25 protein-coding genes and 2 tRNA genes are annotated in these 25,646 nt (G+C 34.5%); 24 read left to right on the top strand and 3 right to left on the bottom strand.

Going from position 1 to position 25,646, the window contains the following annotated elements; translation table 11 throughout:
• Window positions 1-259 precede the first annotated feature (259 nt).
• Window positions 260-2,425 carry a TonB-dependent receptor domain-containing protein gene (locus BW983_RS21735; protein ID WP_084184634.1) on the bottom strand — a complete coding sequence of 722 codons (2,166 nt, stop codon included), beginning with the start codon at window positions 2,423-2,425 and terminating at the stop codon, window positions 260-262.
• A 143-nt stretch (window positions 2,426-2,568) separates the two neighbouring features.
• On the opposite strand from BW983_RS21735, the gene BW983_RS21725 reads away from it, so the two are divergent.
• Together BW983_RS21725 and BW983_RS21720 are read left to right on the top strand one after the other, a co-directional pair.
• On the top strand, window positions 2,569-3,591 hold the full coding sequence (locus tag BW983_RS21725) for a sensor histidine kinase (RefSeq protein ID WP_076553871.1): 1,023 nt from the start codon (window positions 2,569-2,571) through the stop codon (window positions 3,589-3,591).
• On the top strand, window positions 3,588-4,292 hold the full coding sequence (locus BW983_RS21720; RefSeq protein ID WP_076553870.1) for a LytR/AlgR family response regulator transcription factor: 705 nt from the start codon (window positions 3,588-3,590) through the stop codon (window positions 4,290-4,292). Before BW983_RS21725 ends, BW983_RS21720 begins: the two co-directional genes overlap by 4 nt.
• Before the next feature lie 275 nt (window positions 4,293-4,567).
• On the opposite strand, the gene BW983_RS21715 is transcribed toward BW983_RS21720, so the two are convergent.
• A complete protein-coding gene (locus tag BW983_RS21715) occupies window positions 4,568-5,500 on the bottom strand; it encodes an alpha/beta fold hydrolase (RefSeq protein ID WP_076553869.1) in 933 nt (310 codons plus the stop codon).
• 55 nt (window positions 5,501-5,555) lie between these two features.
• Window positions 5,556-6,173, bottom strand: a complete 618-nt coding sequence (locus tag BW983_RS21710) for a YrhB domain-containing protein (protein WP_076553868.1) — start codon at window positions 6,171-6,173, stop codon at window positions 5,556-5,558.
• A 168-nt stretch (window positions 6,174-6,341) separates the two neighbouring features.
• Between BW983_RS21710 and BW983_RS21705 the strand changes: the two genes are divergently transcribed.
• The 22 genes from BW983_RS21705 (at window position 6,342) to BW983_RS21600 (ending at window position 25,558) form a co-directional block, all read left to right on the top strand.
• Window positions 6,342-7,628: an adenylosuccinate synthase gene (locus BW983_RS21705; RefSeq protein ID WP_076553867.1), complete on the top strand. Its 1,287-nt coding sequence runs from the start codon at window positions 6,342-6,344 to the stop codon at window positions 7,626-7,628.
• 163 nt (window positions 7,629-7,791) lie between these two features.
• A complete protein-coding gene (locus BW983_RS21700) occupies window positions 7,792-8,082 on the top strand; it encodes a hypothetical protein (protein WP_076553866.1) in 291 nt (96 codons plus the stop codon).
• Between the two features lie 196 nt (window positions 8,083-8,278).
• Window positions 8,279-9,130, top strand: a complete 852-nt coding sequence (locus BW983_RS21695) for a hypothetical protein (RefSeq protein WP_076553865.1) — start codon at window positions 8,279-8,281, stop codon at window positions 9,128-9,130.
• A 163-nt stretch (window positions 9,131-9,293) separates the two neighbouring features.
• A complete protein-coding gene (locus BW983_RS21690; protein WP_065393554.1) occupies window positions 9,294-10,067 on the top strand; it encodes a ParA family protein in 774 nt (257 codons plus the stop codon).
• Between the two features lie 70 nt (window positions 10,068-10,137).
• A complete protein-coding gene (locus BW983_RS21685; RefSeq protein WP_065393555.1) occupies window positions 10,138-11,028 on the top strand; it encodes a ParB/RepB/Spo0J family partition protein in 891 nt (296 codons plus the stop codon).
• Window positions 11,029-11,667: a DUF5683 domain-containing protein gene (locus BW983_RS21680; RefSeq protein ID WP_076553864.1), complete on the top strand. Its 639-nt coding sequence runs from the start codon at window positions 11,029-11,031 to the stop codon at window positions 11,665-11,667.
• Window positions 11,668-11,725: 58 nt separating this feature from the next.
• Window positions 11,726-12,427, top strand: coding sequence for a 4-hydroxy-tetrahydrodipicolinate reductase (dapB, locus tag BW983_RS21675; RefSeq protein ID WP_076553863.1), 702 nt, complete (start codon window positions 11,726-11,728; stop codon window positions 12,425-12,427).
• Between the two features lie 133 nt (window positions 12,428-12,560).
• On the top strand, window positions 12,561-14,207 hold the full coding sequence (gene lepB, locus BW983_RS21670; protein ID WP_076553862.1) for a signal peptidase I: 1,647 nt from the start codon (window positions 12,561-12,563) through the stop codon (window positions 14,205-14,207).
• 57 nt (window positions 14,208-14,264) lie between these two features.
• Window positions 14,265-14,882, top strand: a complete 618-nt coding sequence (locus BW983_RS21665; RefSeq protein ID WP_394333194.1) for a WbqC family protein — start codon at window positions 14,265-14,267, stop codon at window positions 14,880-14,882.
• A gap of 80 nt (window positions 14,883-14,962) precedes the next feature.
• Window positions 14,963-16,642 carry a S8 family serine peptidase gene (locus BW983_RS21660; RefSeq protein WP_076553861.1) on the top strand — a complete coding sequence of 560 codons (1,680 nt, stop codon included), beginning with the start codon at window positions 14,963-14,965 and terminating at the stop codon, window positions 16,640-16,642.
• A 226-nt stretch (window positions 16,643-16,868) separates the two neighbouring features.
• Window positions 16,869-17,360: a lipocalin family protein gene (locus BW983_RS21655; RefSeq protein WP_076553860.1), complete on the top strand. Its 492-nt coding sequence runs from the start codon at window positions 16,869-16,871 to the stop codon at window positions 17,358-17,360.
• Window positions 17,361-17,384: 24 nt separating this feature from the next.
• A complete protein-coding gene (locus BW983_RS21650) occupies window positions 17,385-18,074 on the top strand; it encodes a YiaD family glycine zipper/OmpA-like lipoprotein (protein WP_076553859.1) in 690 nt (229 codons plus the stop codon).
• A gap of 107 nt (window positions 18,075-18,181) precedes the next feature.
• Window positions 18,182-19,069 (top strand): decaprenyl-phosphate phosphoribosyltransferase, encoded by an 888-nt coding sequence (locus BW983_RS21645; RefSeq protein WP_076553858.1) that lies wholly within the window; start codon window positions 18,182-18,184, stop codon window positions 19,067-19,069.
• Window positions 19,066-20,385, top strand: coding sequence for an FAD-binding oxidoreductase (locus BW983_RS21640; RefSeq protein WP_076553857.1), 1,320 nt, complete (start codon window positions 19,066-19,068; stop codon window positions 20,383-20,385). The genes BW983_RS21645 and BW983_RS21640 overlap by 4 nt, the downstream gene beginning before the upstream one ends.
• Window positions 20,385-21,110 (top strand): SDR family NAD(P)-dependent oxidoreductase, encoded by a 726-nt coding sequence (locus BW983_RS21635; RefSeq protein ID WP_065393563.1) that lies wholly within the window; start codon window positions 20,385-20,387, stop codon window positions 21,108-21,110. The genes BW983_RS21640 and BW983_RS21635 overlap by 1 nt, the downstream gene beginning before the upstream one ends.
• A 4-nt stretch (window positions 21,111-21,114) precedes the next feature.
• A complete protein-coding gene (locus BW983_RS21630) occupies window positions 21,115-21,702 on the top strand; it encodes an HAD-IB family hydrolase (RefSeq protein ID WP_076553856.1) in 588 nt (195 codons plus the stop codon).
• Window positions 21,703-21,726: 24 nt separating this feature from the next.
• Complete coding sequence (locus BW983_RS21625) at window positions 21,727-22,197, top strand: hypothetical protein (protein WP_076553855.1); 471 nt, start codon at window positions 21,727-21,729, stop codon at window positions 22,195-22,197.
• A 2-nt stretch (window positions 22,198-22,199) separates the two neighbouring features.
• Window positions 22,200-23,375 (top strand): cysteine desulfurase family protein, encoded by a 1,176-nt coding sequence (locus BW983_RS21620; protein ID WP_076553854.1) that lies wholly within the window; start codon window positions 22,200-22,202, stop codon window positions 23,373-23,375.
• A gap of 83 nt (window positions 23,376-23,458) precedes the next feature.
• A complete protein-coding gene (trxA, locus tag BW983_RS21615) occupies window positions 23,459-23,776 on the top strand; it encodes a thioredoxin (RefSeq protein WP_027374941.1) in 318 nt (105 codons plus the stop codon).
• A gap of 130 nt (window positions 23,777-23,906) precedes the next feature.
• Window positions 23,907-23,980 (top strand) — tRNA-Asp (locus BW983_RS21610).
• A 33-nt stretch (window positions 23,981-24,013) separates the two neighbouring features.
• A tRNA-Asp gene (locus BW983_RS21605) sits at window positions 24,014-24,087 on the top strand.
• A 247-nt stretch (window positions 24,088-24,334) separates the two neighbouring features.
• Window positions 24,335-25,558, top strand: coding sequence for a site-specific integrase (locus tag BW983_RS21600; RefSeq protein WP_002981237.1), 1,224 nt, complete (start codon window positions 24,335-24,337; stop codon window positions 25,556-25,558).
• Window positions 25,559-25,646 lie beyond the last annotated feature (88 nt).

Genomic DNA, 25,646 nt, shown 5'->3' with positions numbered 1-25,646 from the left:
TATAAAATTATTAGATACATCATTGTGAGCGAAACGAAGCAATCTTTAATAACTCCATATTTACCCGCTCAATTATCAAAATCAGCCTCTGTCATTCTGAATATAGACTGAAGGTCTGCGAACGTAATTTAAAACTAGAATGAAGAATCTCAATATAGGAAAAAACGCTCGCAGATTTTGCAGCTAAACATATCCATAAACATCTACGAAATCTGTGTAAGCCTCATCAGCATTAAGAATTAAAAACAATATGAGAATTTTATTGATTCATCCTATTTCTTTCCTCCTCATTCCCAAAATTTCTATCCTTAGATTTCAGATCATTATTTCCGAATCTGTAGCTTAATGAAAGCCTTAATCCTCTTGTATAATTATTATTTCTGAAATTAGTTTCAATACCATTAGATTGATAAGAAATCAAAGGTCTTTGGCTATTCAGAAGATCAGTTCCGGTAAGGGCTATTGAAAATTTTTTGTCCAGGCATAATACTTTTACTGTAACATCTAAAATATTCATTGTAGAAATATGGAAGATCTGATACCTACCTGGAAATTGTAAGCCATAGTTGACACTTAAGGAAATTGTTTTTTTCTTGTTAAGAGTAAAATCATTATTACTGTACAAATAAGCATTGTAACCATCAATAGAGGCTGTATAAGGTACTTTTGATTTTACATTCTGATAATTAACATTCAACCCCGAAAAGCTATTCCACCATTTTATTGAGTTGAAATTATATGAGGTGGAAACCCCGATTTGATAAGTATCAGCATAGTTCATAGGCGTATTTCTGGTAACATTGGTTTCAGGATTCAATATAGATAAAGCCTGTCCGAAATCTGAAACCTTAGAGTAATATAATGAAGAAGTCCACTTTTGACCCTGAATATAGGAAAGTTCCACATTGTCAATGATAGAAGGCTTTAGATAAGGATTGCCTTCAGAATAATAAAACGGACTTGTTCGTACAACAAACGGATTCAGATAATCAAAATCAGGACGTCTGATTCTTCTGTTGTAATTCAATGAAAAAGAATGATTGGTATTCATAGTATACGTAAGATAAGCTGTTGGGAATAATTTGATATATTGATTTTTATTTGTCTGATTGTTGTTTTCAGAAACCCCAATTGTTTGGGTAGCTTCCGCGCGCAATCCCAATTTAGCCTCCCATTGACTATTGAATTTTCTACTCACTGAAAAATATAATGCCTCATTATATTCTTTATAAATGAAAATATTGGATTGATCTGTATTAAGTACAGGTAACCCTGTTTCTTTATTATAGGCTAAAAAATTATTGTCAGTACGGGTAAAAGAAAAACGACCTCCAAAATTAAACTCTGCCCACGATAGTTTGGTTTCCAGATCTGTCTTTCCTGAATAATTACGAATTTTATTCACATTTGAATTTAATGCTGAAAAATATGTGCCGGGAAGCATTTGCATGTTGGCATCAAGTTCACTGCCATAGAAATCCCTCACATCATCTTTTTTATATTCAAAAAAATCAAAATCTGTAGTCAGTACAGTTTTAGCACTGTCCATTTTTATAGTATTAAACCAGTTTAAACTGTTAATATTGGGTTTATTGGATGACTCTGTATCGGAAGAAATGAACGAATTAGGGTGAGAACTCTGATAATTCATTCTTGACGTAAATGGCGAACTTGAACCATTTTCGGTGCTGAAACTTCCCAAATATTTTACTCCCGTGGTCCATTGATCTGTGATTTTATAATCAGCCCCTAAACTGATACCCAGATTCTTATTCTTACTGATACTCTGTGTATCCATAGACCATAATTCATTTTGATAATAAGTATTGGTTTGAGAATTGGACCGAAGCTTTTGCTGTTCCACATACAAAGAAGATTGTAGAGAAAGTTTCCCATGGTTATAATTAAACATGCCCTGAACACTGTTGCCAGCATAGAATCTTTGGGTATAATTGGTTCCTACACTGGCATTCCATGAATTGCTTTTTGCTGTTTTAAGTTTAATATTGATAATACCGCTATTTCCTTCCGCTTCATATTTTGCTGGTGGAGAAGTGATGACTTCAATACTTTTAATATTATCCGAAGGAATGGTTTTCAGGAAAGCTGCAACTTCACTTGCCGGAATTTTTTGAAGACGGTCATCAATCATAATCAGAACCTCACCCTTGCCAACGATGGAAATTGCTTCATTTTGAACTCTCACCATCGGAGCAGATTTTAAAGCATTCAAAGCATTACCACCCGTTGAAGCGATTGAGTTTTCAACGTTATAAATTAATCGGTCTACTTTTCTTTCGATGATTTTTTTCTGTTTTTTGATAACAACAGTTTCTAATGAAGTTTCGTTTGTGGTTTCCTTTTCCTGTGCATTCATTGTGTTTAGGAATAACAAAAGTATAGTTGGAAGAATTAAAGTTTTCATAGTTTTTGTCTTTATTTTTCAGCAAAACTGCAGCATTGAGCAACCTGAAACCAATTTTATCGACGTTCCCGGGATTTTTGTCGACAAACCCATTGTAAAGCTTTTCTATAAAAACCTATTTTTACAAAAAAATAATAACCGATATGGGAAAACTATATCTGAATAAAAAAACAGAGACTGGTCTACATTTCTTATTTTGGCTGCTGATCTTGTACTTTATGTTAGTGGGCAAACCGCTTTCTTTAGAAATACCAGAGCTGGATTTATTCTTTAAAACCTATTCCATAGTTTTTGTGCTAACCTTCTATTTCAATTATGTCGTGGTAATGCCAAGAATTTTCAAGGATTTTAAATGGATAAAACTATTGGCAGGAATTATCATTACTTATCTGTTCTTTACATTAACCAGATTTGTGATTGAACAGATTTTAACAGATTGGTGGCTAGGGCAGGTGAATTATACCAATCCGGTCTTAGGAAGTTACCTTCTGGATAATCTTGCCTATAGCAGCAAACCTATTATTTTTAGCTCATTCTTATGGTTGATTATCCATGTGATAAGACTTTTAGAATACAATAAAGTGATTTTGGAAGAACAGAAAAATACGGAGATCAAATTCCTTAAGGCTCAGATCAATCCCCATTTTATTTTCAATACTTTGAATAATATCTATTCAATGGTTCATTTTCAATCTCCTGAATCTCTTTCTGCTATTGAAAAACTGAGCAGCATTATGCGTTTTACCACTTATGAGGCTCAAAAAGAGCATATTGCCCTGTCGGAAGAGTTGGATTATATAAAAGCTTATATAGAGCTGGAAGAATTAAGACATTATGAAAATAATATTGTAAAATGGCAGTCAGGAATTAAAGATGAAAAACAAAGAATAGCACCGTATATTCTGTCCCCATTGATAGAAAATGCCTTAAAGCATGGAGCTTATTCAGAAAAAGATCCCATTGAAATCAATATAATTTCTGATGATAAAAGTCTGAATTTTGAAGTTATCAATTCCATAGGAAATAAAAAAACGGATAAATTGGGCGGCATCGGTCTTGATAATCTTAAAAACAGGTTAGATATGCTGTATCATGGTAAATACAAACTGGAAACCACTCGTCTTGAAAATAAATTTAAAGCATCCATACAAATTCAAATTTCATGAGACAAAAGATCAATTGTATTATCCTTGATGATGAACCCTTTGCTGTAAGGCTTTTAAATGATTATGCCCAAAAAACAGATCTACTGAATATCATTTATGCCGGAAGTGACGTGTATGAAGTGATGAGATTGCTGGGGTCAGAAAATATAGACCTTATTTTTATTGATATTCAGATGCCTGAGCTTACGGGAATTGAAATGATGAAAATGTTCAATAAGAATCATAATTTCATTGTAACCACTGCTTATGCTGAATATGCTTTGGAAGCTTTTGATTTTCATGTGGTAGATTTTTTATTGAAGCCAATTACTTTTAATCGTTTTTATCAAGGAGTACAAAAATTTATACAATGGCAGCAAGCATTCATTCCTGAGTCGCAGATGGACCATCTTTTTGTCCGGTCAGACAGAAAATATTACAAAATAGCCCTTGATGAGATTATTTATATTGAAGGATTGAAAGATTATATCAGAATTCACACCATCAACGATAAAATCATGGTGCTGGAAAATATGAAAGATATTTTAGAGAAACTTCCTGAAAACAGATTTATGCGTATTCATAGGTCTTACATTATCGCAACTGATAAAATCAAAGTCATTGAAGGAAACAGAATCCAGATGAGAAACATGGATTTCGTCACTGTAGGAGAAACCTATCGGAAACCTTTCTCAGAATGGATTGAAAGTAGTGGTAGGTAAGAAGATTGAATACTTGTTCACTACTTTGATAAGTAGGTTGTATTTCTTCATCGACTTAGGAATTAGGAGTGTTAAGAAAATTTCAATATAATCCGTTAAAAAATTCCCACTGTCTGAGCATGGTTGGCCCATTGAATCGAAGCTGTATCAAGTGATCCATGCGAGTTTGGGAATTTTAGGAGTATATTTAAATTTTTAGCGGATGATTCCAGTCTTGAACTTTTGTATACTTTTGTTTCAAGACAAAAGTATAACAAGAAAAAATCCGTAAGAACCTATTTACCATGTTTCAACATCCAATCATAAATCTCACTCAGAACCTTCTCTCGTATCTCTTCATTTAAAATCTCATGACGCATCTCCGGATAAATCTTTGCATTGACATCCTGAAATCCATCATTTTTTAAATTATTGATGGTAAGGGTAACTCCTTTACCAAAATCTCCGATTGGATCATTTTGTCCACTTACAAACAGGAAAGGGAACGATAGGGAAATAGAAGCAGCCCAATTCCTTGTAGTTGCTCTTTTATAAACCGTAAACAGGGTATAAAAGGCATTATGCGTGAAAGGAATCCCACACAACTCGTCCTGTTCAAAAGCTGTTCTGTTTTTTTGATTAACGCTTAGCCAGCTTGTGTCACCAAAATTTTTATCCTTTTTAAATTGTTTATTATTGACTTTGGTAAACACAGAATTTAGAAAAGTACGATGATGGGGTGCTATCATATTAGCGAATGATAAATACCTTCTTAATACATCAATTCCCGGCAAAGGTCCACCAGTTCCGGTAATAATAGCCCCTGCAAATTTCTTACTCGCTCTCTTAAGAAGACAACGGGTCACAAAAGATCCCATAGAATGTCCCAAAATAAAATGGGGAACATCCGGATATTGTGCTGCAAGGTGATCTGCCATCATTTCTGCATCAGAAATCAGTCTGTCATCAGGTTTGTCAAGCTGGAAGAAACCAATCTCGTTTTTATCTTTTACAGACTTCCCATGTCCTAGGTGATCATATGTCAAGACTGCAATTCCATGATTAGCAAAATATTCTGCTATTTCAGCGTATCTTCCACTGTGTTCCTGCATACCGTGAACAATGAGTAAGGTGGCTTTTACCGTTTCTGGTGAAAACATAGTATAAAACAGTTGGGATTCACTGTTAATATTTGATGGCAGGTATGCAGATGCTTTAGAAATTGGCATAATAGCTTGTTTAAATGCTTATCAAAGATACACAATAAATAAAAAAATACCTTTATTAAACATCTTCAGAAAGTGTAAAATCACAATATGGATAATCGTTAATCAGCTCAATAAGAACATCAGGGAAAAAATTAGAAAATCTATTACCCAGATTGACAGGGAATTTTTCGAATTTCTTTTCAAGTTGTTCTTTACTATAATAATGAGATGAATAATCTTTGTTCTCATCAATAACATGGTATTGAATCTTATTTTTCAATAATATGGAGATAAAACCCTCAATATCATCTTCGTGAAGCTTTTTGATGATCAATTTGTAACTTATATTACGGACATAATAATCATTCCATATGTCATAATCTTTATAGAATATTCTTATTAATCTTTCCTTATTTAACTTATTAATTATGTCTATTCGTGCCATTTTATGCCCCCAAGCACTTCCATAATCTATAATTCTTCCGTCTTTTTTTATAATAAACATAGGACCTTGTCCAATCAACATGTATCTTTCGTCTCTTGTTTCAAGATATTTTTTAGATTGATAAAAAAATAAAAAAACATCATCAAGATCTTCAGCATATTCTTCTATAACATCAATGTGATCTCCAATATTTTTTAATAAGTATTCTCTGGCTACTCTAATATAATCTTTTGTTGAATTGGGTTGCATTCTAGTTTTTTATAATTACAATAATACAGAATAAATCCTTTCATAGGTTTGTTTTTAAAATATTAAACCCCATGATTTTCACCCCATCCAAAAATAAATTACCACTATAATTTGGCTGTCATTTTTTTTCAGAGTAATTTTGCACGAATCTTAAAACAAAAGTAAAATATGTCAACTTATGTAGTTGTAGGTCTTCAGTATGGAGATGAAGGTAAAGGTAAAATCACGGATGTTTTATCTGCAAAATCAGACTATGTAGTGCGTTTCCAGGGTGGAGACAACGCTGGTCACACGGTATATGTAGGTGAAGAAAAATTCGTTTTACACCTTCTTCCTTCAGGAGTTCTTCAATGCAAAGGGAAATGTATCATTGCGAACGGAGTAGTGGTAAACCCTAAATCTTTTATTAAAGAAGTGAATCAGATTGAAAGCAAAGGCTTGAAAACAGATCACATTTTTATCAGCAGAAGAGCGCATGTTATCATGCCTTACCACATCCTTTTGGATACTTACCGTGAAGAGGAACACGGAGGAACTCAGATCGGAACAACCAAAAAAGGTATCGGACCTTGTTATGAAGATAAAATTGCAAGAGTTGGAATCAGAATGGTTGACCTTTTAAATCCTGAAATTTTAAGAGATAAAATTGAGAAAAACTTAAAAGTTAAAAACTCTCTTTTTGAAAAATATTACGGAAAACCAGCGTTAGACGTTGAAGAGATCTATAATGAATATTTAGAAATTGGAAAACAACTGCAGGACAGAATCGTTGATACTGAATTAGAGCTAAATGAAGCGATCAGAGACGGTAAAAACGTTTTATTTGAAGGAGCACAGGCATTAATGCTTGATATTGATTTCGGTACTTATCCGTATGTAACTTCATCTTCTCCATCTACGGGAGGAGTTTGCTCAGGAGCAGGAGTTCCGCCAACTTCACTTCAAAACCTGATCGGTGTTGCAAAAGCATACTGTACAAGAGTAGGTAACGGACCTTTCCCATCTGAATTGGATAACGAATTAGGTGAAAAAATCAGACAGATCGGTGGTGAATTTGGAGCAACTACAGGAAGACCGAGAAGAACAGGTTGGTTAGATCTTGTTTCTTTGAAGCATGCTTGTATGATCAACGGGATCAATAACCTTGTAATTACTAAACTAGACGTTCTTACAGGAATTGAAAACCTTAAAATCGTTACACATTACAAAACTGAAGACGGAAAGATTATCGATTACTTTACTTCGTCAACAGAAAAATTATACAACTATGAGTCAATCTACCATGATTTACCAGGTTGGGAAGAAGATATTACTAAAGCGAGAAGCTATGATGAACTTCCGGTAAATGCTCAGAAGTACATCGAGTTTATTGAAGAATATTTAGGAATCAATGTTTACTTAGTTTCTGTAGGACCAGAAAGAAGCCAGAACATTATCAGAAAAGAATTATTCTAATACACTTAGAAAATAAAATAAAAAAGAGACTGTCAATTTTGATGGTCTCTTTTTTTTGTCTGCTATTCATGTTAAAGTTTTAAATATTGACATGGATAATCATGTGGTCCAAAAATGTTAATGTTGTTGAAAGTCCTTATATTTAAATCTTATATTAAATTAAATGGAAAATAAGAGAGTACCCCAATCTACAATGAACAATATTGTAATAAGCTTATACTTTACTATTGCATATGCTGTTTTAATAGGTGTTTATTTAGGGTTTCCAATAAATCTTCATAATAATTTTCTGTGGAAATTGTTTATTGTTTGCAGCTTGTTATTTAGTGTTGCCGGTATTTATTTTGCCGCTAAAAGTTATAAAAGAGCAAAGATCAGTTCAGTTATTCTTATTATTATCAATGCACTGGGATTATTAATACCAGTGATTATGCTGCTGATGATTTTTACATAATCCAATACTTTAATGAATTTTAGGTGTATATTTTCAATAGTTGAAATGTTAAATTTTAAACATTTTCATAAAATTTTATAATATTATGTTGTTTTGGTAAAATTCTGGCAAATCTTTTGATATTGAAACATTGCTTATCGATAAGAACTAATAAAACTAATAATCACTTTTTTTAACAGTTTAAATAGTAATAGTGATGAAACACATGAACCAAAACCAAGAATTTCGCTTCAACGAAGTTCTTTTTGAGCACCGTAATAAAGAATATGGCGCCTATGCATTAAGAAACGAATCAGATAGAATATTAACCAAAGCACTTTTTGTAGGAGTGAGCTTATTGGCGGCAATTTCAATTACTCCATTTGCTATCTCAGCATTTAAAACAGAGCCTGTAGCAAAAGGTCCGGAAGGAGTTATTATAGACTTTATGCCAGAGATTCCAAATACACAGGTTACTCCGCCAGTAACTATTACACCGGTAAAACCAGCAACCGCTCCGAATACAAAGACATTTGATAGCACAGTTCCAACACCATCAAGGAATGCTCAGGATAATGTAAAAAAAGATCCCATTCCTGATGATGCAGTAGCAGGCTTTACAAACAATTTTAAAGGGGATATTGTAGCGCCAAATACTCATGTTCCAACAACTGCGCCTATAGGAAATGGACCGGCAATCAATACGCCGCCACCAACCATTCAGGTGCCGGTAGACAAAAATATAATTGTTGATGAAGGAGATCTTGGAGTAGAAGCCAATTTTAATGGCGGAATAGACTCTTTCAGAAACAAAGTAATGAACAACTTTGATGCTTCTGGATTTGAATCAGAAAACATTGTAAAAACTACGGTTACTTTCATTGTAGAAATGGATGGAACAATCTCAGGGGTAAAAGCTAATGGAACCAACGCCGATTTTAATAATGAAGCGGTAAGAACAGTGAAGTCAATTTCTAACAAAGGAAAATGGATTCCTGCCAAAAACAAAAAAGGAGAATTTGTAAGAAGTTACTTCAAGTTTCCAATCTCTATGAAGTTTGATAATTAATATCGAAACTCAAATTTTAATAGTTATCCACAAAGAATTTTTTTTGTGGATAATTTTTTTAATAGTTAAATTGCTTATTAACAATATTTTAACTCAATTTTGATTTTACCCATTCATCGGGAGCAAAGAAAAAAGTGTATTTTTGAAACTTAAAGTTCTAATAATGGCAAAAATCATAGGTATTGCTAATCAAAAAGGAGGTGTTGGGAAAACTACCACCGCTGTAAATTTAGCAGCAGCATTAGGAGTATTGGAAAAAAAAATATTAATCATCGATGCTGACCCTCAGGCAAATGCAACGTCTGGGTTGGGAGTGGAAGATGTACAGTATTCTACATATAATCTTTTGGAGCATAGTGCAGATACAAGAGTTTGTATCAAGAGAACAGCAACTCCAAATCTTGATATCATTCCATCACATATAGATTTGGTAGCAGCAGAGATTGAATTGGTAGACAAAGAAGATCGCGAATATATGCTGAAAAAAGCACTGGCTAGTGTGAGAGATGATTATGATTATATTATCATCGACTGTGCACCAAGTTTAGGACTTATTACAGTAAACGCTCTTACAGCAGCAGATTCTGTGATTATTCCTATCCAATGCGAGTATTTTGCTTTAGAAGGACTGGGGAAACTTTTGAATACAGTAAAAAATGTTCAGAAAATTCACAACAAAGATCTTGGAATAGAAGGTCTTCTTCTTACAATGTATGACAGCAGATTAAGATTATCAAATCAAGTAGTAGAAGAAGTAAACTTACATTTCCCTGAAATGGTTTTCGAAACAATTATCAGTAGAAACGTAAGATTAAGTGAAGCACCAAGCTTCGGAGAAAGTATCCTGAACTATGATGCCGAAAGTAAAGGGGCAGTTCAGTACATTCAGTTAGCTGAAGAAGTTCTTTTAAAGAACGAAAATTTAATAAAAAATTAAATTAATCAATAAATGGCAAAAAAGTGAATGCTAGTCATCACTTATCAGACATCATTTATCAATTATATCTATGAAGGACAAAAAAAGAGCTATGGGACGCGGTTTGGGCGCCATTTTAAGTGCAGAATCCAAAGCAACTATCAATTCAGCTACTGATGAAGGAGCAGATAAGTTTGTGGGAAATATTGTAGAAGTTGCGCTTGAAGATATTTATCCGAATCCGACGCAGCCGAGAACTTATTTTGATGAAAAAGCATTAAACGAACTTGCTCAGTCTATTAAAAACTTAGGCGTAATTCAACCGATTACCTTAAGGAAAGATGGCGAGAAGTTTGAGATTATTTCCGGGGAAAGACGTTACAGAGCAAGTAAAATTGCAGGTTTACCAGCTATTCCGGCATATATCCGTTTGGTGAATGATCAGGAACTTCTTGAGATGGCTCTTGTTGAAAACATTCAGAGAGAAGACCTTGATGCCATCGAAATCGCTTTGACGTATCACAGGCTTTTAGAAGAAATCGGGCTTACTCAGGAAAACCTTAGCCAGAGAGTAGGGAAAGACAGAAGTACGATTACTAACTCAATCAGATTGTTAAGGTTAAATCCGGATATTCAGAATGCAATCAGAAGCGGTGAGATCTCTGCAGGACACGGTAGAGCAATTATCAGTATAGAAAGCGAAGAACATCAGCAGGTTTTATTTGAATTGATTATTAAGGAAAAACTAAATGTTCGTCAGGCTGAACAAGCTGCCGCTGCATTGAAAAATCCAAAGTCTCCGGCTGCCAAAAAAGTAAATGCCGAGCTATCCAACAATTATAAAAGAGCACAGAAGACGATTGCTGACATCCTGGATGTGAAAGTAGAAATCAAGACTTCTGGAAACGGTAAAAAAGGTAAAATTGTTCTGGACTTCAAAAATGAAGAAGAGCTGGAATATATTTTATCCCACATTAAATAAATGAAGAAAATATTTTTCACATTTTTCTTGTGTATCACGGCATTGGTCTATTCACAAGTTGCACCTATTGATACAGTTCGGGTAGAAACAACCTCGAAAGAGGAATATCCTGCTGTAAAACCTGGAAAAACAGAATCAAAGATTATTTCTGATCTCGAAAAAGCCAATGGTCCCACCAAGAAAACCATAAAACTGAATCCTACAAGAGCAGGATTGTACTCAGCAGTATTTCCTGGATTAGGACAGTTTTATAATAAAAAATACTGGAAGATTCCTATTGTTTGGGGAGCTGTAGGTGCCGGAGTTGGTATTGCTGTATGGAATGACAACCAATACAAAAAGTATCGTGAGTACTATATTGCCAAGCTGAATGGGACACCCAATGAATTTGTGGATAGCCATCCATGGTTAGATAAAAGAGCTCTGGGGAATGCGCAGGACAGATCAAAAAGACAAAGAGATTATGCCATTGCCATTACAGGATTGATCTATATTTTGAATATTGTAGATGCTGTAGTAGATGCTCATCTTTATGAGAGCCGTCATGACCCTGATCTTACTTTTAAACCATCAATGATTCAGGATCAGTATGGATATGATGCCCCAAAAACAGGATTTAGTTTAAGTTATAGATTTTAATACAGAATAATACATCAGTCCGAAAGGTCTTATGTCACAATAAAATAAAAAAGATTACATGAAAATAGCATTAGTTGGTTACGGTAAAATGGGTAAGATCATTGATGAGATTGCACAGAAGAGAGGACATGAAGTAGTGGCGCGTCTAAAGGAAACCCCAACTGCTGAAAATCTTAATAACCCCGATGTTGTGATCGAATTTTCATTGCCGGAAGTGGCATATGATAACATCAAGGCTTGTCTTGAAAATAAAATTCCGGTGATTTGTGGAACAACAGGTTGGTTGGAGAAAAAAGAAGAAATAGAAAAATTAGCTATAGAAAATGGTACAGCATTCTTATATGGTTCAAACTTTAGCTTAGGAGTGAATTTATTTTTTGCTTTAAACGAAAAGCTAGCCGATCTTATGAAAAACGTAGATGAATACTCTTGCCAATTGGAAGAAATTCATCACATTCATAAAAAAGATGCTCCAAGCGGAACCGCAATTTCCATAGCGGAAGGTATTATTAATAACAATCCTAAATTCGATGCATGGAAATTAGAAGAAACTGAAGGGAAAGAACTTGGTATTTTCGCCGTTCGTGAAGATGAAGTTCCGGGAACTCACAGTGTTTTCTACAGAAGTGAAGTAGATGAGATTGAGATCAAACATACCGCTTTCAACCGAAATGGATTTGCTTTAGGAGCAGTAGTAGCTGCTGAGTGGATCAAAGATAAAAAAGGAAACTTCGGAATGAAAGACGTTTTGGGACTTTAATTTGTAACAAATTCTGTAAATTGCAGACCAATAACAGAAAATGATGAATAGTAAATTGTAGATAGCAGAACGCTGGAATCATTTATTACTCATCATTTATCATTTATATATTTAGAATAGGCACAAAAAATTTATGAATTATTTTTTAACTTATACAGTGTATGTTCTCATCTTATCCGTATTGATGGGAATTTCAACTTGGAAGTTGTTCAAGAAAATGGGGTATAATCCTCTATTTGCATTTATACCGTTCTACAACTATTTTATTATTTTAAAAGAAACAAAGCACCCGAAATGGTGGGCAATCCTTTCGTATTTTCCGATTGTAGGACCTATCATGATGTCTGTTTTCCATCTTTATTTAATGAAAAAGTTTGGAAAATCACTTTTCAAAGATCAAATCCTTACAGTGATTCTGCCGTTCATTTATATGGCAACAGTCAACTATTCTAAAGATACAGAACTTGAAGACGAAAATGCAAATGACCTGTTTCTTACAGACGAAGAGAAGGATGCAAAAAAGAAAGATACTTTCCTTGGTTCCATTACCTTTGCAGTAGTTTTTGCAACTATTATTCACGTTTTTGTAACACAGCCATTCGGGATTCCTACCGGGTCTATGGAGAGAACGTTATTGGTAGGTGATTTCCTTTTCGTAAACAAATGGAGCTATGGATACAGACTTCCAATGCGTCCGGTAGCAATACCTTTCCTTCAGGGAACCATTATGGATACAGGACAGAAAGGAAATCCAAAAGACGATCCTAAATCTTATGTAGATGGAGTAAAACTACCTTACACGAGAATTTTACAATTCAATAAACCACAAAAAAATGACGTCGTTGTTTTCAACTATCCTCAGGATTCAGTTCATACAGCAATCGACAGAAAAGATCCATATGTAAAAAGATGTGTGGCTACAGCAGGTGATACTTTCGAAATGAGAGCCGGAAGACTTTTTGTAAACGGAAAACCCGAAATAGTTTTAGGAGATCAGGAAGTACAGCACAGATATATTGTAACTACAGGAAGTCAGCTGGATATTCCTTCATTGTATAACACTTATGGATTTTTACCAGTGCAGGAAATTCAGACTGATAAAGGATATTTATATGCTTTCCAGGGATTAACTGATAAAACTGCCGCTGAAATTAAAGGTCTTTCTCAAGTTATAGAAATGAAAGAAGACGTTTCTCCAAAAGGGGAAGCAGCTATTGCCTACAAAGATGATCTAAGAACTAAAATTGATACAACTCAATCTATCTTCCCTGTTAATAAACCTTGGAACAGTGACTGGTATGGTCCAGTAAGAATTCCGAAAAAAGGAGATGTAGTTGCGATCAATAACGAATCTCTTCCAATGTATCAGTGGATCATTTCCGAATATGAGCACAACAGCTTAGAGAAAAAGAACGGAAAAATCTTTATCAACGGAAAAGAAGCTAACCAATATATTATTCAACAGGATTATTATATGATGGTGGGGGATAACAGAGATGCTTCATTAGATGCTAGATTCTTTGGTTTCGTTCCTGAAGAAAATATCGTTGGAAAGCCAATGTTTACATGGATGAGCCTTCAGGGAGCATTTGCAGACAGCAGCTCTACTTATCAGGCACCGTTCAAAGTTCGTTGGGATAGAATGTTTAAAGCAACAAACACAGGAGAAGCCAATAAAACTTCATACTGGTGGATTGCAGCCATGATTTTAATATTATTCTTCGGTTGGGAATATTTTGTAAAACTATTCAAAAAGAATAAGGCTGAAGACGAATTATAAATAAAATTAAATTTAAAATAGAATGAAGTATTTGAAAAAATACTTCATTTTTGCATTATGAATATGAAGAATGTTTTATTGCCGGTATTTTATATGCCACCGGTTTCGTGGTTTTCAGTGTTTTTAGATGCTGAAAATGACGTTGTATTTGAACAGTTTGAAAACTTTCCGAAACAAACCTATAGAAACAGAGCTAATATCTATGGAGCGAACGGAAAATTATCTCTTATTATCCCAATTAATCACAATGGGAAAAGAGAAATGAAGGATATTGAAATTTCTTACAGAGAAGACTGGAGAGGTCTTCATTGGAAATCAATCAAAACAGCATACCAGAGTTCCCCTTATTTCGAATACTATGAAGATAAGTTAAGAAAGGTTTTTGATTTAAAAGAAAAGTATCTTTTAGATTTTAACCTTAAAGGTATTGAAGTAATCCAACAAATACTGAAAACAGAAAAGGCACACTCTTTGAATGAAGAATATATCAAAAATCCGGAGGGGATCGATTTCAGAGAAAAGTTCTCAGCAAAACATCCTTCAGAATTTGAAATGGAAAGCTATTATCAGACTTTCTCGGATAAATTAGGATTTTTGGAAGACCTATCGGTTTTAGACCTAATCTGTAACAAAGGTCCGGAATCGCTTGTTTACATAAAAAATATAAAACATTAATATAAGATCGTCACTGGAAAAACTTCATGATAAATAAAACAGATGACGATTGCATATGACTTTAAAACAAATATCAACATATGAAAAAGGTATTATTAGCTGCAGTTTTTTTAGCAGGTTTCGGTTTCTCATTTGCACAGGAATCAAAAGCTAAAAGTATTGATCCAAAAGAAGATAAAGATCTTATGATGTGGTATCACAAAGATTTTGCTACTTCTAAAGTATACGGTGTAAATACAGAAAATGCATATAAATATCTGGAATCAAAAGGTTTAAAGCCGAAAACGGTAATCGTAGGAGTTTTAGATAGTGGAGTACAGGTAGATCACCCGGGATTGGTGAAAAATATGTGGTCAAACCCTAATGAAATACCAGGAAACGGGAAAGATGATGACGGAAACGGATATATCGACGATATCCACGGTTGGAACTTCATTGGTGGAAAAAATGGAGATATCGACATTGATAATATGGAAGTGACAAGAGTGGTTGCCAAATATAAATCTGTTTTTGAAGGAGATGATTCCACAAAAAACAAAGCAAATCAGGCAAAAATGCCAGAAGAATTTGCGATGTATATGAAAGCTAAAGATCTTTTTACTAAGAAAAGTATTGATGCACAACAAAACTTCAGAACATATTCTATGGTCAATGAACTGATCCCGAATATGGTTAAAATGTTGGCAGGAAAACCATTAACTGCTGAAAATATCGCAGCCATTAAAAAACCTACTGATCAAAGAGATGCAATTGCTCTGGAAATCTTAGGAAATGTTTCTCAGGATGCTAATTTTAAAGGAAAATCTGCTGCAGAATTTGAAACATTAATGAAGAAAGATATGAAAGATGCTTTAGACCATTATGCACCTTCAGCAAAACAATATGATCTTTCATACGATCCGAGAAAAGAAATTGTAGGAGATAACTATGATGATTATTCAGAAAAAAGCTATGGAAACAACCATTATGAAGGACCTGATGCAGAACATGGAACACACGTTTCCGGAATCATTGCAGGGCTTCCTCAAGGAAAGGAAATACAGCATGGTGTAGCTTCCAGAGTAGCAAAAATCATGACAGTAAGAGCTGTTCCTAATGGTGATGAGAGAGATAAAGATGTAGCAAACGCTATCAGATATGCTGTAGATAACGGAGCAAAGATTTTGAACATGAGTTTTGGTAAACCGGTTTCTCCAGGGAAAAATGTAGTTTGGGATGCTTTTAAGTACGCTGAAGATAAAGGAGTACTTTTAGTAAAAGCTGCAGGTAATGAAAATGAAGACGTTGCAGAACACTTAGCATATCCTACAAACTTTAAAAATGTTACAGATGAAAAACCATTTGTAAATAACGTGATCGTAGTAGGAGCAAGTACTAATCAGAATAATGCCTTAAGAGCAGATTTCTCGAACTTCAATAAGAAAATGGTAGACGTTTTTGCACCTGGATCAAGAATTTATTCTACTGTTACAGGAAGCAAATATGAATACCTGGATGGTACATCAATGGCATCGCCGGTTGTATCGGGAGCTGCAGCAATCCTATTAGCTTATATGCCGAACCTGAAACCGGATCAGATCATAGAAGCGTTAAAAAAATCAAGTAATCAGAGTACAGCGGACGGCTTCAGTGATTTCTCTGCAGCTGGAGGAGTAATAGACGTTAAAAAAGCTGCGGAATACGCATACAATAACTTTTATAACGGAGCAAAAACACCTGCAGTTAAAAAAGCAATCAAAGCTAAGGCTGTTAAAAAATAATTACTCATAAATGTTTATGATTTTCATTTCATTAACGGATGGTTTTTAAACATTAATAGTTAAAAATGAAGTGATAAAGTAGAGTTATCTTCTTAAAAACTATTAAACGATTCATTTTTAAACACGTAATAAAAAAGTCCGAAATTTTTCGGATTTTTTTATTTTTTAAATTCTATTTTGGCACGGTTTTTTGTAACTTTATTGTAACAAAATAATAAACAACAAAATGAAAAAGTTACTACTTGCAGGGATGTTGGGAACATCACTTTTTGCAGTGTCTTGTTCCTCTGTGAATAAAGCAGCTACATCTCAAAATCAAAGAGCTGAATTTCTTAAATTAAAAGGAGATTGGCAGATCGTGAGCGTAGATTACGATAAAGGGTATAAAATTAAGCCTTTTGACGAAGGAGCAGACGCACAGTGCTTCGTAGGAAGTCACTGGAGATTGATCCCTAATAACTGGACGGGTGCTTATACGCTGAACGGTGGTGGAAGTTGCCCGGCGATTACACAGCCTATCAAGTTTGAAATCAAGAACGGCGATACATTTATGTTTAAGAAAATTTATGAAGGTACTAAAGCAAAACAAAACACTGCAGGGTATACTTTAACGGTAATTAATCAAACTACAGATCAGTTTTCACTTCAGCAGGACGTTCCATTCGAAGGAGGTAGCGTAAAAGTTGTTTACAACTTCGAAAGAGCTGGAATGAAATAATTAACAACATAAAAGATAAAAAAAATGAAATTTACTAAAACATACGTAGGAGCCCTTTTCTTGTCATCAGCATTATTATTGACAAGCTGTGAAGCGGTTCAGAATTCAAATCACCAACAAAGAGGTACTGCTGTAGGTGTTGCATCAGGAGCAGTATTAGGAGGTATCTTAGGTAACAATGTAGGTAAAGGTGGAAATGGAGCAATTGGTGCTGTACTAGGAGGTATTATCGGTGGTGTTGCAGGTAACGTTATCGGTAACAAAATGGATAAGCAGGCTAAAGATATTAAAGAAACTTTACCAGGAGCTCAGGTAGAAAGAGTAGGAGACGGTATTAAAGTTACAATGAATGAAAGTATTGTAAACTTTGCTTTTGACTCTTCAAACCTTACTTCTGTTGCACAAAATAACTTAGATAAATTAGCTAAAGTATTAGTTGATAATCCAGATACTAATATCAATATCTATGGTCACACAGACAGCGTAGGTAAAGATGCATACAACGTGGCACTTTCTCAAAGAAGAGCTGATGCTGTAAAAGCTTATTTAGTAGGAAAAGGATTAGCAGGAAGCAGAATGTTCACTAAAGGTGAAGGTAAAAATATGCCGGTTGCAAGCAACGATACAGACGAAGGAAGAGCTAAAAACAGAAGAGTAGAGTTTGCAATTACTGCAAATGAAAAAATGATTAACGATGCTAAACAAGGACAATAGTTAATTTAACATATAAATATTTTCGTAAAAGACCGCCTCGGCGGTTTTTTTTGTATTTTTATGCTGGCAATTTTGAATTTATTATTTTTGTACTTGAAATAACATAAATGAAGAAATATTTAAAGCTGCTCCGTGTGGAGCAATGGGTGAAAAACCTTTTTGTATTTGTCCCTCTATTTTTCTCCGGAAATATTACCAATCTGGAGCTGCTTACCAAAAGTGTATTTGCTTTTATCATCTTTTCACTGGCTGCAAGCATTGTTTATATTCTGAATGATTATAACGACATTGAAGCAGATAAAAAGCATCCCGAAAAAAGAAGGCGACCGCTGGCAAGTGGTGCTATTTCAAAATCCAAAGCCATAGGAATTCTTATCGGACTTGTAATTGCCGATATTGCTCTCGTCATAATTGCTCAGCTTTATTTCCATCAGTTGCTATGGAAGTTTGCAACCATCATCGCATTCTATGTAGTGATGAACCTTGCTTATACTTTCAGATTGAAACATGTTCCGATTATTGATATTTTTATCATTGCCATTGGATTTGTTCTGCGTGTTTTAGCAGGTGGTTATATCACAGGGATTGGGATTTCACAATGGGCGATTCTATTGACGTTTGTATTGGCATTAGTGCTTGCTATAGGAAAAAGAAGAGGTGAGCTTATTAACGCTCAGGTTTCCGGGAAGACAAGAAAAGCGTTGGACGGTTATAATGTTCAGTTTGCAGATATTGCGCTTTCTATTTCCATAACATTAGCTATCGTGTGTTATCTGATGTTTACCCTATCTCCTGAAGTACAGGCAAGATTCCATCAAAGAGTTTTTTATACCGTAGTTTTCGTAGTTTTTGCCCTGTTAAGATATTTACAGCAAACTTTAGTCTATAACAGAACGGAATCTCCCACAAAAATTGTTTACAGAGACCGTTATATACAGGTTACTCTATTACTTTGGGTTGCCGCATTTTTAATTCAAATTTACTTTAAGAAATGAAGCCAAATTTCACACAGAAGGTTACAAACTGGGGTAATTTCCCGGTAGTGGAAAAAGAAATGAGATCTGAAGACAGCTTCAAAAAAATAAAGGAGTTTGTACTGAATCACAATGAGGTTATTGCAAGAGGAAACGGAAGATGCTATGGAGATGCCTCATTAGGAGAAACGATATTTTCTACCAAAAAATTAAATAAATTCATCAGTTTTGATCGCTTGAACGGAATCATCGAATGTGAATCCGGAGTATTACTTTCAGACGTTCTTGAAATATCAGTTCCGCAGGGATACTTTCTTTATGTAACTCCGGGAACAAAATTTGTTTCAGTAGGAGGAGCTATTGCATCAGATGTACACGGTAAAAATCATCATGCAGAAGGATGTTTCTCAGAATACGTGATTGAGTTTAAATTAATGACCGAAAACGGAGATATCATTACATGCTCAAGAGAAGAAAATTCGGAAAAGTTTTGGGCTACCATTGGTGGAATGGGACTTACAGGAATTATTCTTACTGCAAAATTTAAGCTAAAAAATATAGAATCTGCGTACATTCGTCAGGAAAGTATCAAAGCAGATAATCTTGATGAGATCTTTAAACTCTTTGATGAAAGTGAAAGCTGGACGTATACTGTAGCATGGATTGATTGTCTTCAGAAAGGAAAAAATATCGGAAGAAGTATTCTGATGAGAGGAGAACACGCTTTTCAACACGAGCTGCCTCAAAATCTCGCCAAGACTCCTTTAAGATTAAAGAAAAAACTGCAGCCAACAGTTCCTTTCTATTTTCCGGGATTTGTATTGAATGCATTGACTGTGAAAATATTCAACTGGCTGTATTATAAAAAGCAATCCAAAAAGGAAGTGAAAAGCTTCATAGATTATGAGACGTTCTTCTATCCTTTGGATGCCATCAATGAATGGAATAAAATCTACGGGAAATCAGGCTTCATACAGTATCAGATGGTGATTCCTAAAGAAGCAGGAAAAGAAGGAATGAAAAGAATCCTTGAAACGATTGCGAAAAGCGGAAATGGCTCTTTCTTAGCTGTTTTAAAACTTTTCGGGAAAAATAATCCGGAAGCTTACAACTCTTTCCCTGTAGAAGGGTATACATTGGCGCTTGATTTTAAAGTAAATTCAAAGCTTAAAAAGCTTGTAGATGAGCTTGATAGTATTGTACAGGAATTCGGAGGAAGAATCTATCTGACGAAAGACAGTATGAGCAGATCTTCACTCACCAATTACCTGAAAAATATTCGTAGTCCTAAATTTGTGTCTTTACAGCACAAAAGAATTTTAAATAACAACTCATAATGATAGTTCTGGGAAGTACATCTGAAGTAGCACAGGCATTTGTGGAAAAAGCACTTCAAGAAGGAGAAAAATTTGAAAAAATCTATCTTTTTACCTCAAATAAAGAAACAACGGAAAGATTTGCAAGACATATTGATGTAAAGTTTTTACAACAGTCTGAAGTCATTGAACTGGATCTGATGAAAGAGATTGATTACAACAAATTTGATTATATCAATTCAAATGTATTATTTTGTGCCGTAGGATATTTAGGTGAAGGAACGGAAGAAGGGCTTTATGATAATAAGAATACAGAACGTATTATTAATATCAATTATTCAAAGTTGGTTCCGGTAATGAATTATTTTGCCCATAAGTTTGAAAGCAGAAGATCAGGAACGATCATTGGACTTTCATCGGTGGCAGGAGACAGAGGAAGACAGAGTAACTTTATTTACGGGAGTGCCAAAGCTGCTTTTACAGCATATTTAAGTGGGCTTAGAAATTACCTTTTCAGTAAAAAAGTACATGTTCTGACGGTAAAACCAGGGTTTATGGCTACCAAAATGACGGAAGGTTTACCTTTAAATCCTAAATTGACAGCTACTCCAAAACAGGCAGCAGCTTGTATTTATAAAGCATTTAAAAAGCAAAAGAACGTAGCGTACGTTTTGCCGATCTGGAGTATTATTATGATGATTATCAGGAATATTCCTGAATTTATATTTAAAAAATTAAAGCTTTAAAAAAATGAAAAAATTGTATTGTTTTGATTTTGACGGAACCCTGACGTATAAGGATACAATGTTTATGTATCTTAAATTCTACGATTCTACGAAATATCGGGTACAATTTTTAAAGCATGTGCCACTTTTTATTCTTTTGAAACTAAAGCTGGCAGAAGCAGAAAAAGTAAAGAAAAGCTTTATCGGTTCTATATTAAAAGGGCAGACTCAAGAGAAAATAGAAACCAAATCCAGACAATTCTTTGAACTTCATTATCCAAGAATTGTAAGAGAAAATGCGTTGGACTTTATTCAAAATATCGATAGGAATAATACACAGAGCTTATTAGTGACCGCTTCATTGGATATCTGGGTAAAACCATTTGCTAAGGAACTGAACATGCAGCTTGTTTCTACGCGGGCAGAGTTTAAAAACGGAGTTTTTACAGGAAACTTTATTGGAAAAAACTGCAACGGAAAAGAGAAATTGGTGCGAATAAAAGAAGAAATCAACAATTCTAAATACGATAAAATTATTGCTTTTGGTGATACTTCCGGAGATAAGCCAATGTTGAGATGGGCAAATGAAGGACATTATCAATTTTTTCACTAATTTTGGGTGATAAAATTGTAGAAAATGAAAAGCCTGTTAATTGCATGTACAGCAATCTTAATGAGCTGTGCAAGTACATCATCTCAAAAACCATCGGATATGCAGAAAACTGTAGAACTTCTTGTCTCTCAAAATCAGGGAGGAGCAAATGAAAATGGTTTTAGAATCATTAAAGATGAGAAAGAATACCTTGCCGTTGCTAATAGTGGTTTTCAGCTTGTAGAAGAAGGAAAAAATCCGGCAGATAATTACCCGAAATTTCCAAAAGACAAGAAAGTCATTTTGTACAATCTGGGAAGTTTCAGATCAGGAAGTCATGCAATCAATGAAATTAAAAATGTATCTGTAAAGGATAATGTCCTTTTTGTAGAAGTTCCGAATAAGGAATCAAATTCCGGCGGAATGGAAATTCAGGTACTTTCAAGTCCTTGGTTTATCTTTGCTGTTCCGGCAAATTACCAGTTTACCTCCGTACAATTAAAATATTCAAAATAATAATGGATAAAATATATTTAGATAATGCCGCAACCACTCCGCTTGCAGATGAAGTAATAGATGCAATGGTTGGCACGATGAAGATGAACTTCGGAAACCCGTCTTCAACTCACAGCTTTGGACAGGAAGCCAAAATCCTTATTGAAAATGTAAGAAGACAGGTTGCAGACTATCTTCATGTAACTCCTGCTGAAATCATTTTCACTTCCTGTGGTACAGAATCAAACAATATGATCATCAAATCCTCAGTGGAACATCTTGGAGTGGAAAGGATCATAAGCTCTCCTTTGGAACATAAATGTGTTTCCGAAAGTATTTTGGATATGAAAAGCAGAAAAGGAGTAGAAGTAAACTACATCCGTCCGAATGAAAAAGGAGATATTGATCTTAATAAATTAGAAGAATTATTAAAAGCTTCAGATAAAAAGACTTTAGTAAGTTTAATGCATGCTAATAACGAGATCGGAAACATTATTGATCTTAAAAAAGTGGCAGAACTTTGCAAGGAACACAAAGCACTATTTCATTCAGATACAGTGCAGACAATGGCACATATGAATCTTGATTTATCGGATATTCCGGTGGATTTCGCTTCGTGCAGTGCTCATAAATTTCATGGACCGAAAGGTTCTGGTTTTGCCTTCATCAGAAAAGCAACTGGTTTAAAAGGAATTATTACGGGAGGACCTCAAGAAAGAAGTCTGAGAGCCGGAACAGAGAATGTTAGTGGTATCGTAGGACTTGGAAAAGCATTAGAAATTTCTTTGAATCATATGGATGAATATACCAACCATATGCAGGATATTAAAAATTATGCTATTGAAAGGCTTTCTGCGGAAATTGAAGGTGTAAAATTCAACGGAAGGAGTGCCGAAAAGGAAAATAGCCTTTATACGGTTTTAAGTGCTTTATTGCCTTATAAAAACTCGTTAATCGGACTTCAGCTGGATATGAAGGGAATTGCAATTTCTCAGGGAAGCGCATGTTCTTCCGGAGCATCCAAGCCTTCTATGGTAATGATGATGGTGCTTTCTGAGGACGAAATGGATCATTGTACGCCATTACGTATTTCTTTCAGTCATATGACGACTAAGGCAGATATTGATGCGTTGGTAGATGCGTTAAAAGAAATCTCTAAGGATTTTACTATAGAAAAAACTAATGTTGAGCATAGATAGTCTTATGATGTAAAAATCGTAATTTTGAACACTCAATAGTTAAAAAGAGAAAATAATATTAATTAAAATAAAAGAAACAAAAAATGGCTTTAGAAATTACAGACAGCTCATTCCAGGATACGGTTTTAAAATCAGATAAACCGGTATTAGTAGACTTCTGGGCAGTATGGTGCGGACCTTGCAGAACGTTAGGACCAATCATCGAAGAAGTAGCATCAGATTTTGAAGGAAAGGCAGTAGTAGGAAAAGTAGATGTAGACAACAACCAGGAGATTTCAATGCAGTATGGTATCAGAAATATTCCTACAGTTCTTATTTTTAAGAACGGAGAAGTAGTAGATAAATTAGTAGGTGTAGCTCCAAAAGAGGTAATCGCTGAAAAATTAAGCGCTCACTTATAAAAAAATAAGTTTGATAATGAATGCCTTCCACGATTGGGAGGCATTTTTTTTGAAAATAATTTGCAGGTAATAAAAAAAGGTGTAATTTTGCAACCACGAAAAAGAAACGACGTTCTTTCACAAAAAAAATGATCCGGTAGTTCAGCTGGTTAGAATGCCGCCCTGTCACGGCGGAGGTCGCGGGTTCGAGTCCCGTCCGGATCGCATAAAGTTTTTTCAATTACTTTTAAAAAAATTGATCCGGTAGTTCAGCTGGTTAGAATGCCGCCCTGTCACGGCGGAGGTCGCGGGTTCGAGTCCCGTCCGGATCGCAACTACAATATCAAAGTAGTGCAAAAAGCTTTAAAACATATGTTTTAAAGCTTTTTTCGTTTTATGTCTATTCAAAGAAAGTTAAAAAAGCACAATTTGAAAGTGACCTATTCAGTGACCTGTTAAAATAGGTTTAAAAAGGTCACTGAAAATTCAACAAACCCGGTTCAGTAGCTAGTTCAGGAACTGAATATCTTGTGATAAGTTTTTGCTAAGATTAATTTTAAATCTCAAACCCTTTACGAAATGAACAAGACATTCAATTTACTTTTCTATGTAAAAAAAGCTAAAATCAATTCTTTAGGAGAGTCTCCTATTTACTTACGAATTACAATTGATGGCAAGATATCCGAGATAAGCACAAAACGTACAGTAAAGGCTTCAAAATGGAATTCTGCAATGCAGAAGGTTAGTGGCTCTTCTGAAGAATTTAGATCACTTAATTTTTATTTGAAAACTTTTGAGCAGAAAGTTTATGATGCCTATCACGAATTAATCAGAGATAAGGAAACAGTAACTTGTGAGACTCTTAAAAATAAGTTAGTTGGTAAAGGTAAATTGACCAGAATGCTCATTCCTATTTTTCAGGATCATAATGATCGAATGGAGAAACTGATTGAAAAAGAATTTGCACAAGGAACATTGACACGTTATAAAACATGTCTCAAACATACAAAAGATTTCTTGAAATGGAAATATAGTATTACCGACATTGAAATTAAAAAGATTGATTATGCTTTTCTAAATGATTTTGAATTTTTTTTAAGAACCGAGAGATCCTGCAACAATAATTCTGCTGTTAAGTATATTAAGAATTTTGGTAAGATTGTTCGTATTTGTCTTGCGAATGGATGGATAGAGCGAGACCCTTTTATGAACTATCATTCTAAGTTTAATGAAGTGACGAGAATGTTTCTTAATGAACAGGAAATTGAAGTGCTTTTTACCAAAGATTTTACAAATGAGAGATTGTCTTTGGTTAGAGATATTTTTCTGTTCAGCTGTTTCACCGGACTGGCGTACATTGATACCCAAAAACTAACATATCAAAATATCAATTTAGGTCTTGATGGCTCTCAATGGATTTATACCAAACGTCAGAAAACTAAAACTACTTCTAATATTCCCATACTTTCTCAAACAGAGAAAATTATTAAAAAATACAAAAATCATCCGGCTTGCCTTAATAGTGGAAAACTTCTGCCTATTCTTAGTAATCAAAAGATGAATGCCTATTTGAAAGAAATTGCAGATCTGTGCGGTATCAATAAGGAATTAACTTACCATATTGCACGCCACACTTTTGCAACAACCGTTACTTTATCTAACGGGGTCTCTATTGAAAGTGTAAGTAAAATGCTAGGTCATAAAAGTATTAAAACTACGCAGCATTATGCGAAGATATTAGATAGCAAAGTTAGTGAGGACATGATGTTACTTAAACAAAAATATCTTGACAAAAGAATGTAAAAAGATTTCTGAGATAATTAAATTATCAGACAAAGATAGTTGTATAGAGGATCTATATTCGAAGTTGATATGCCTTGTAAAGTAATGA

Origin of the sequence: Chryseobacterium ureilyticum (assembly GCF_900156735.1) — a bacterium.
Taxonomy (GTDB): Bacteria; Bacteroidota; Bacteroidia; order Flavobacteriales; family Weeksellaceae; genus Chryseobacterium; species Chryseobacterium ureilyticum.
The sequence above is the reverse complement of the archived record's forward strand: the minus strand, read 5'-3'. Positions and strand labels throughout refer to the sequence as shown.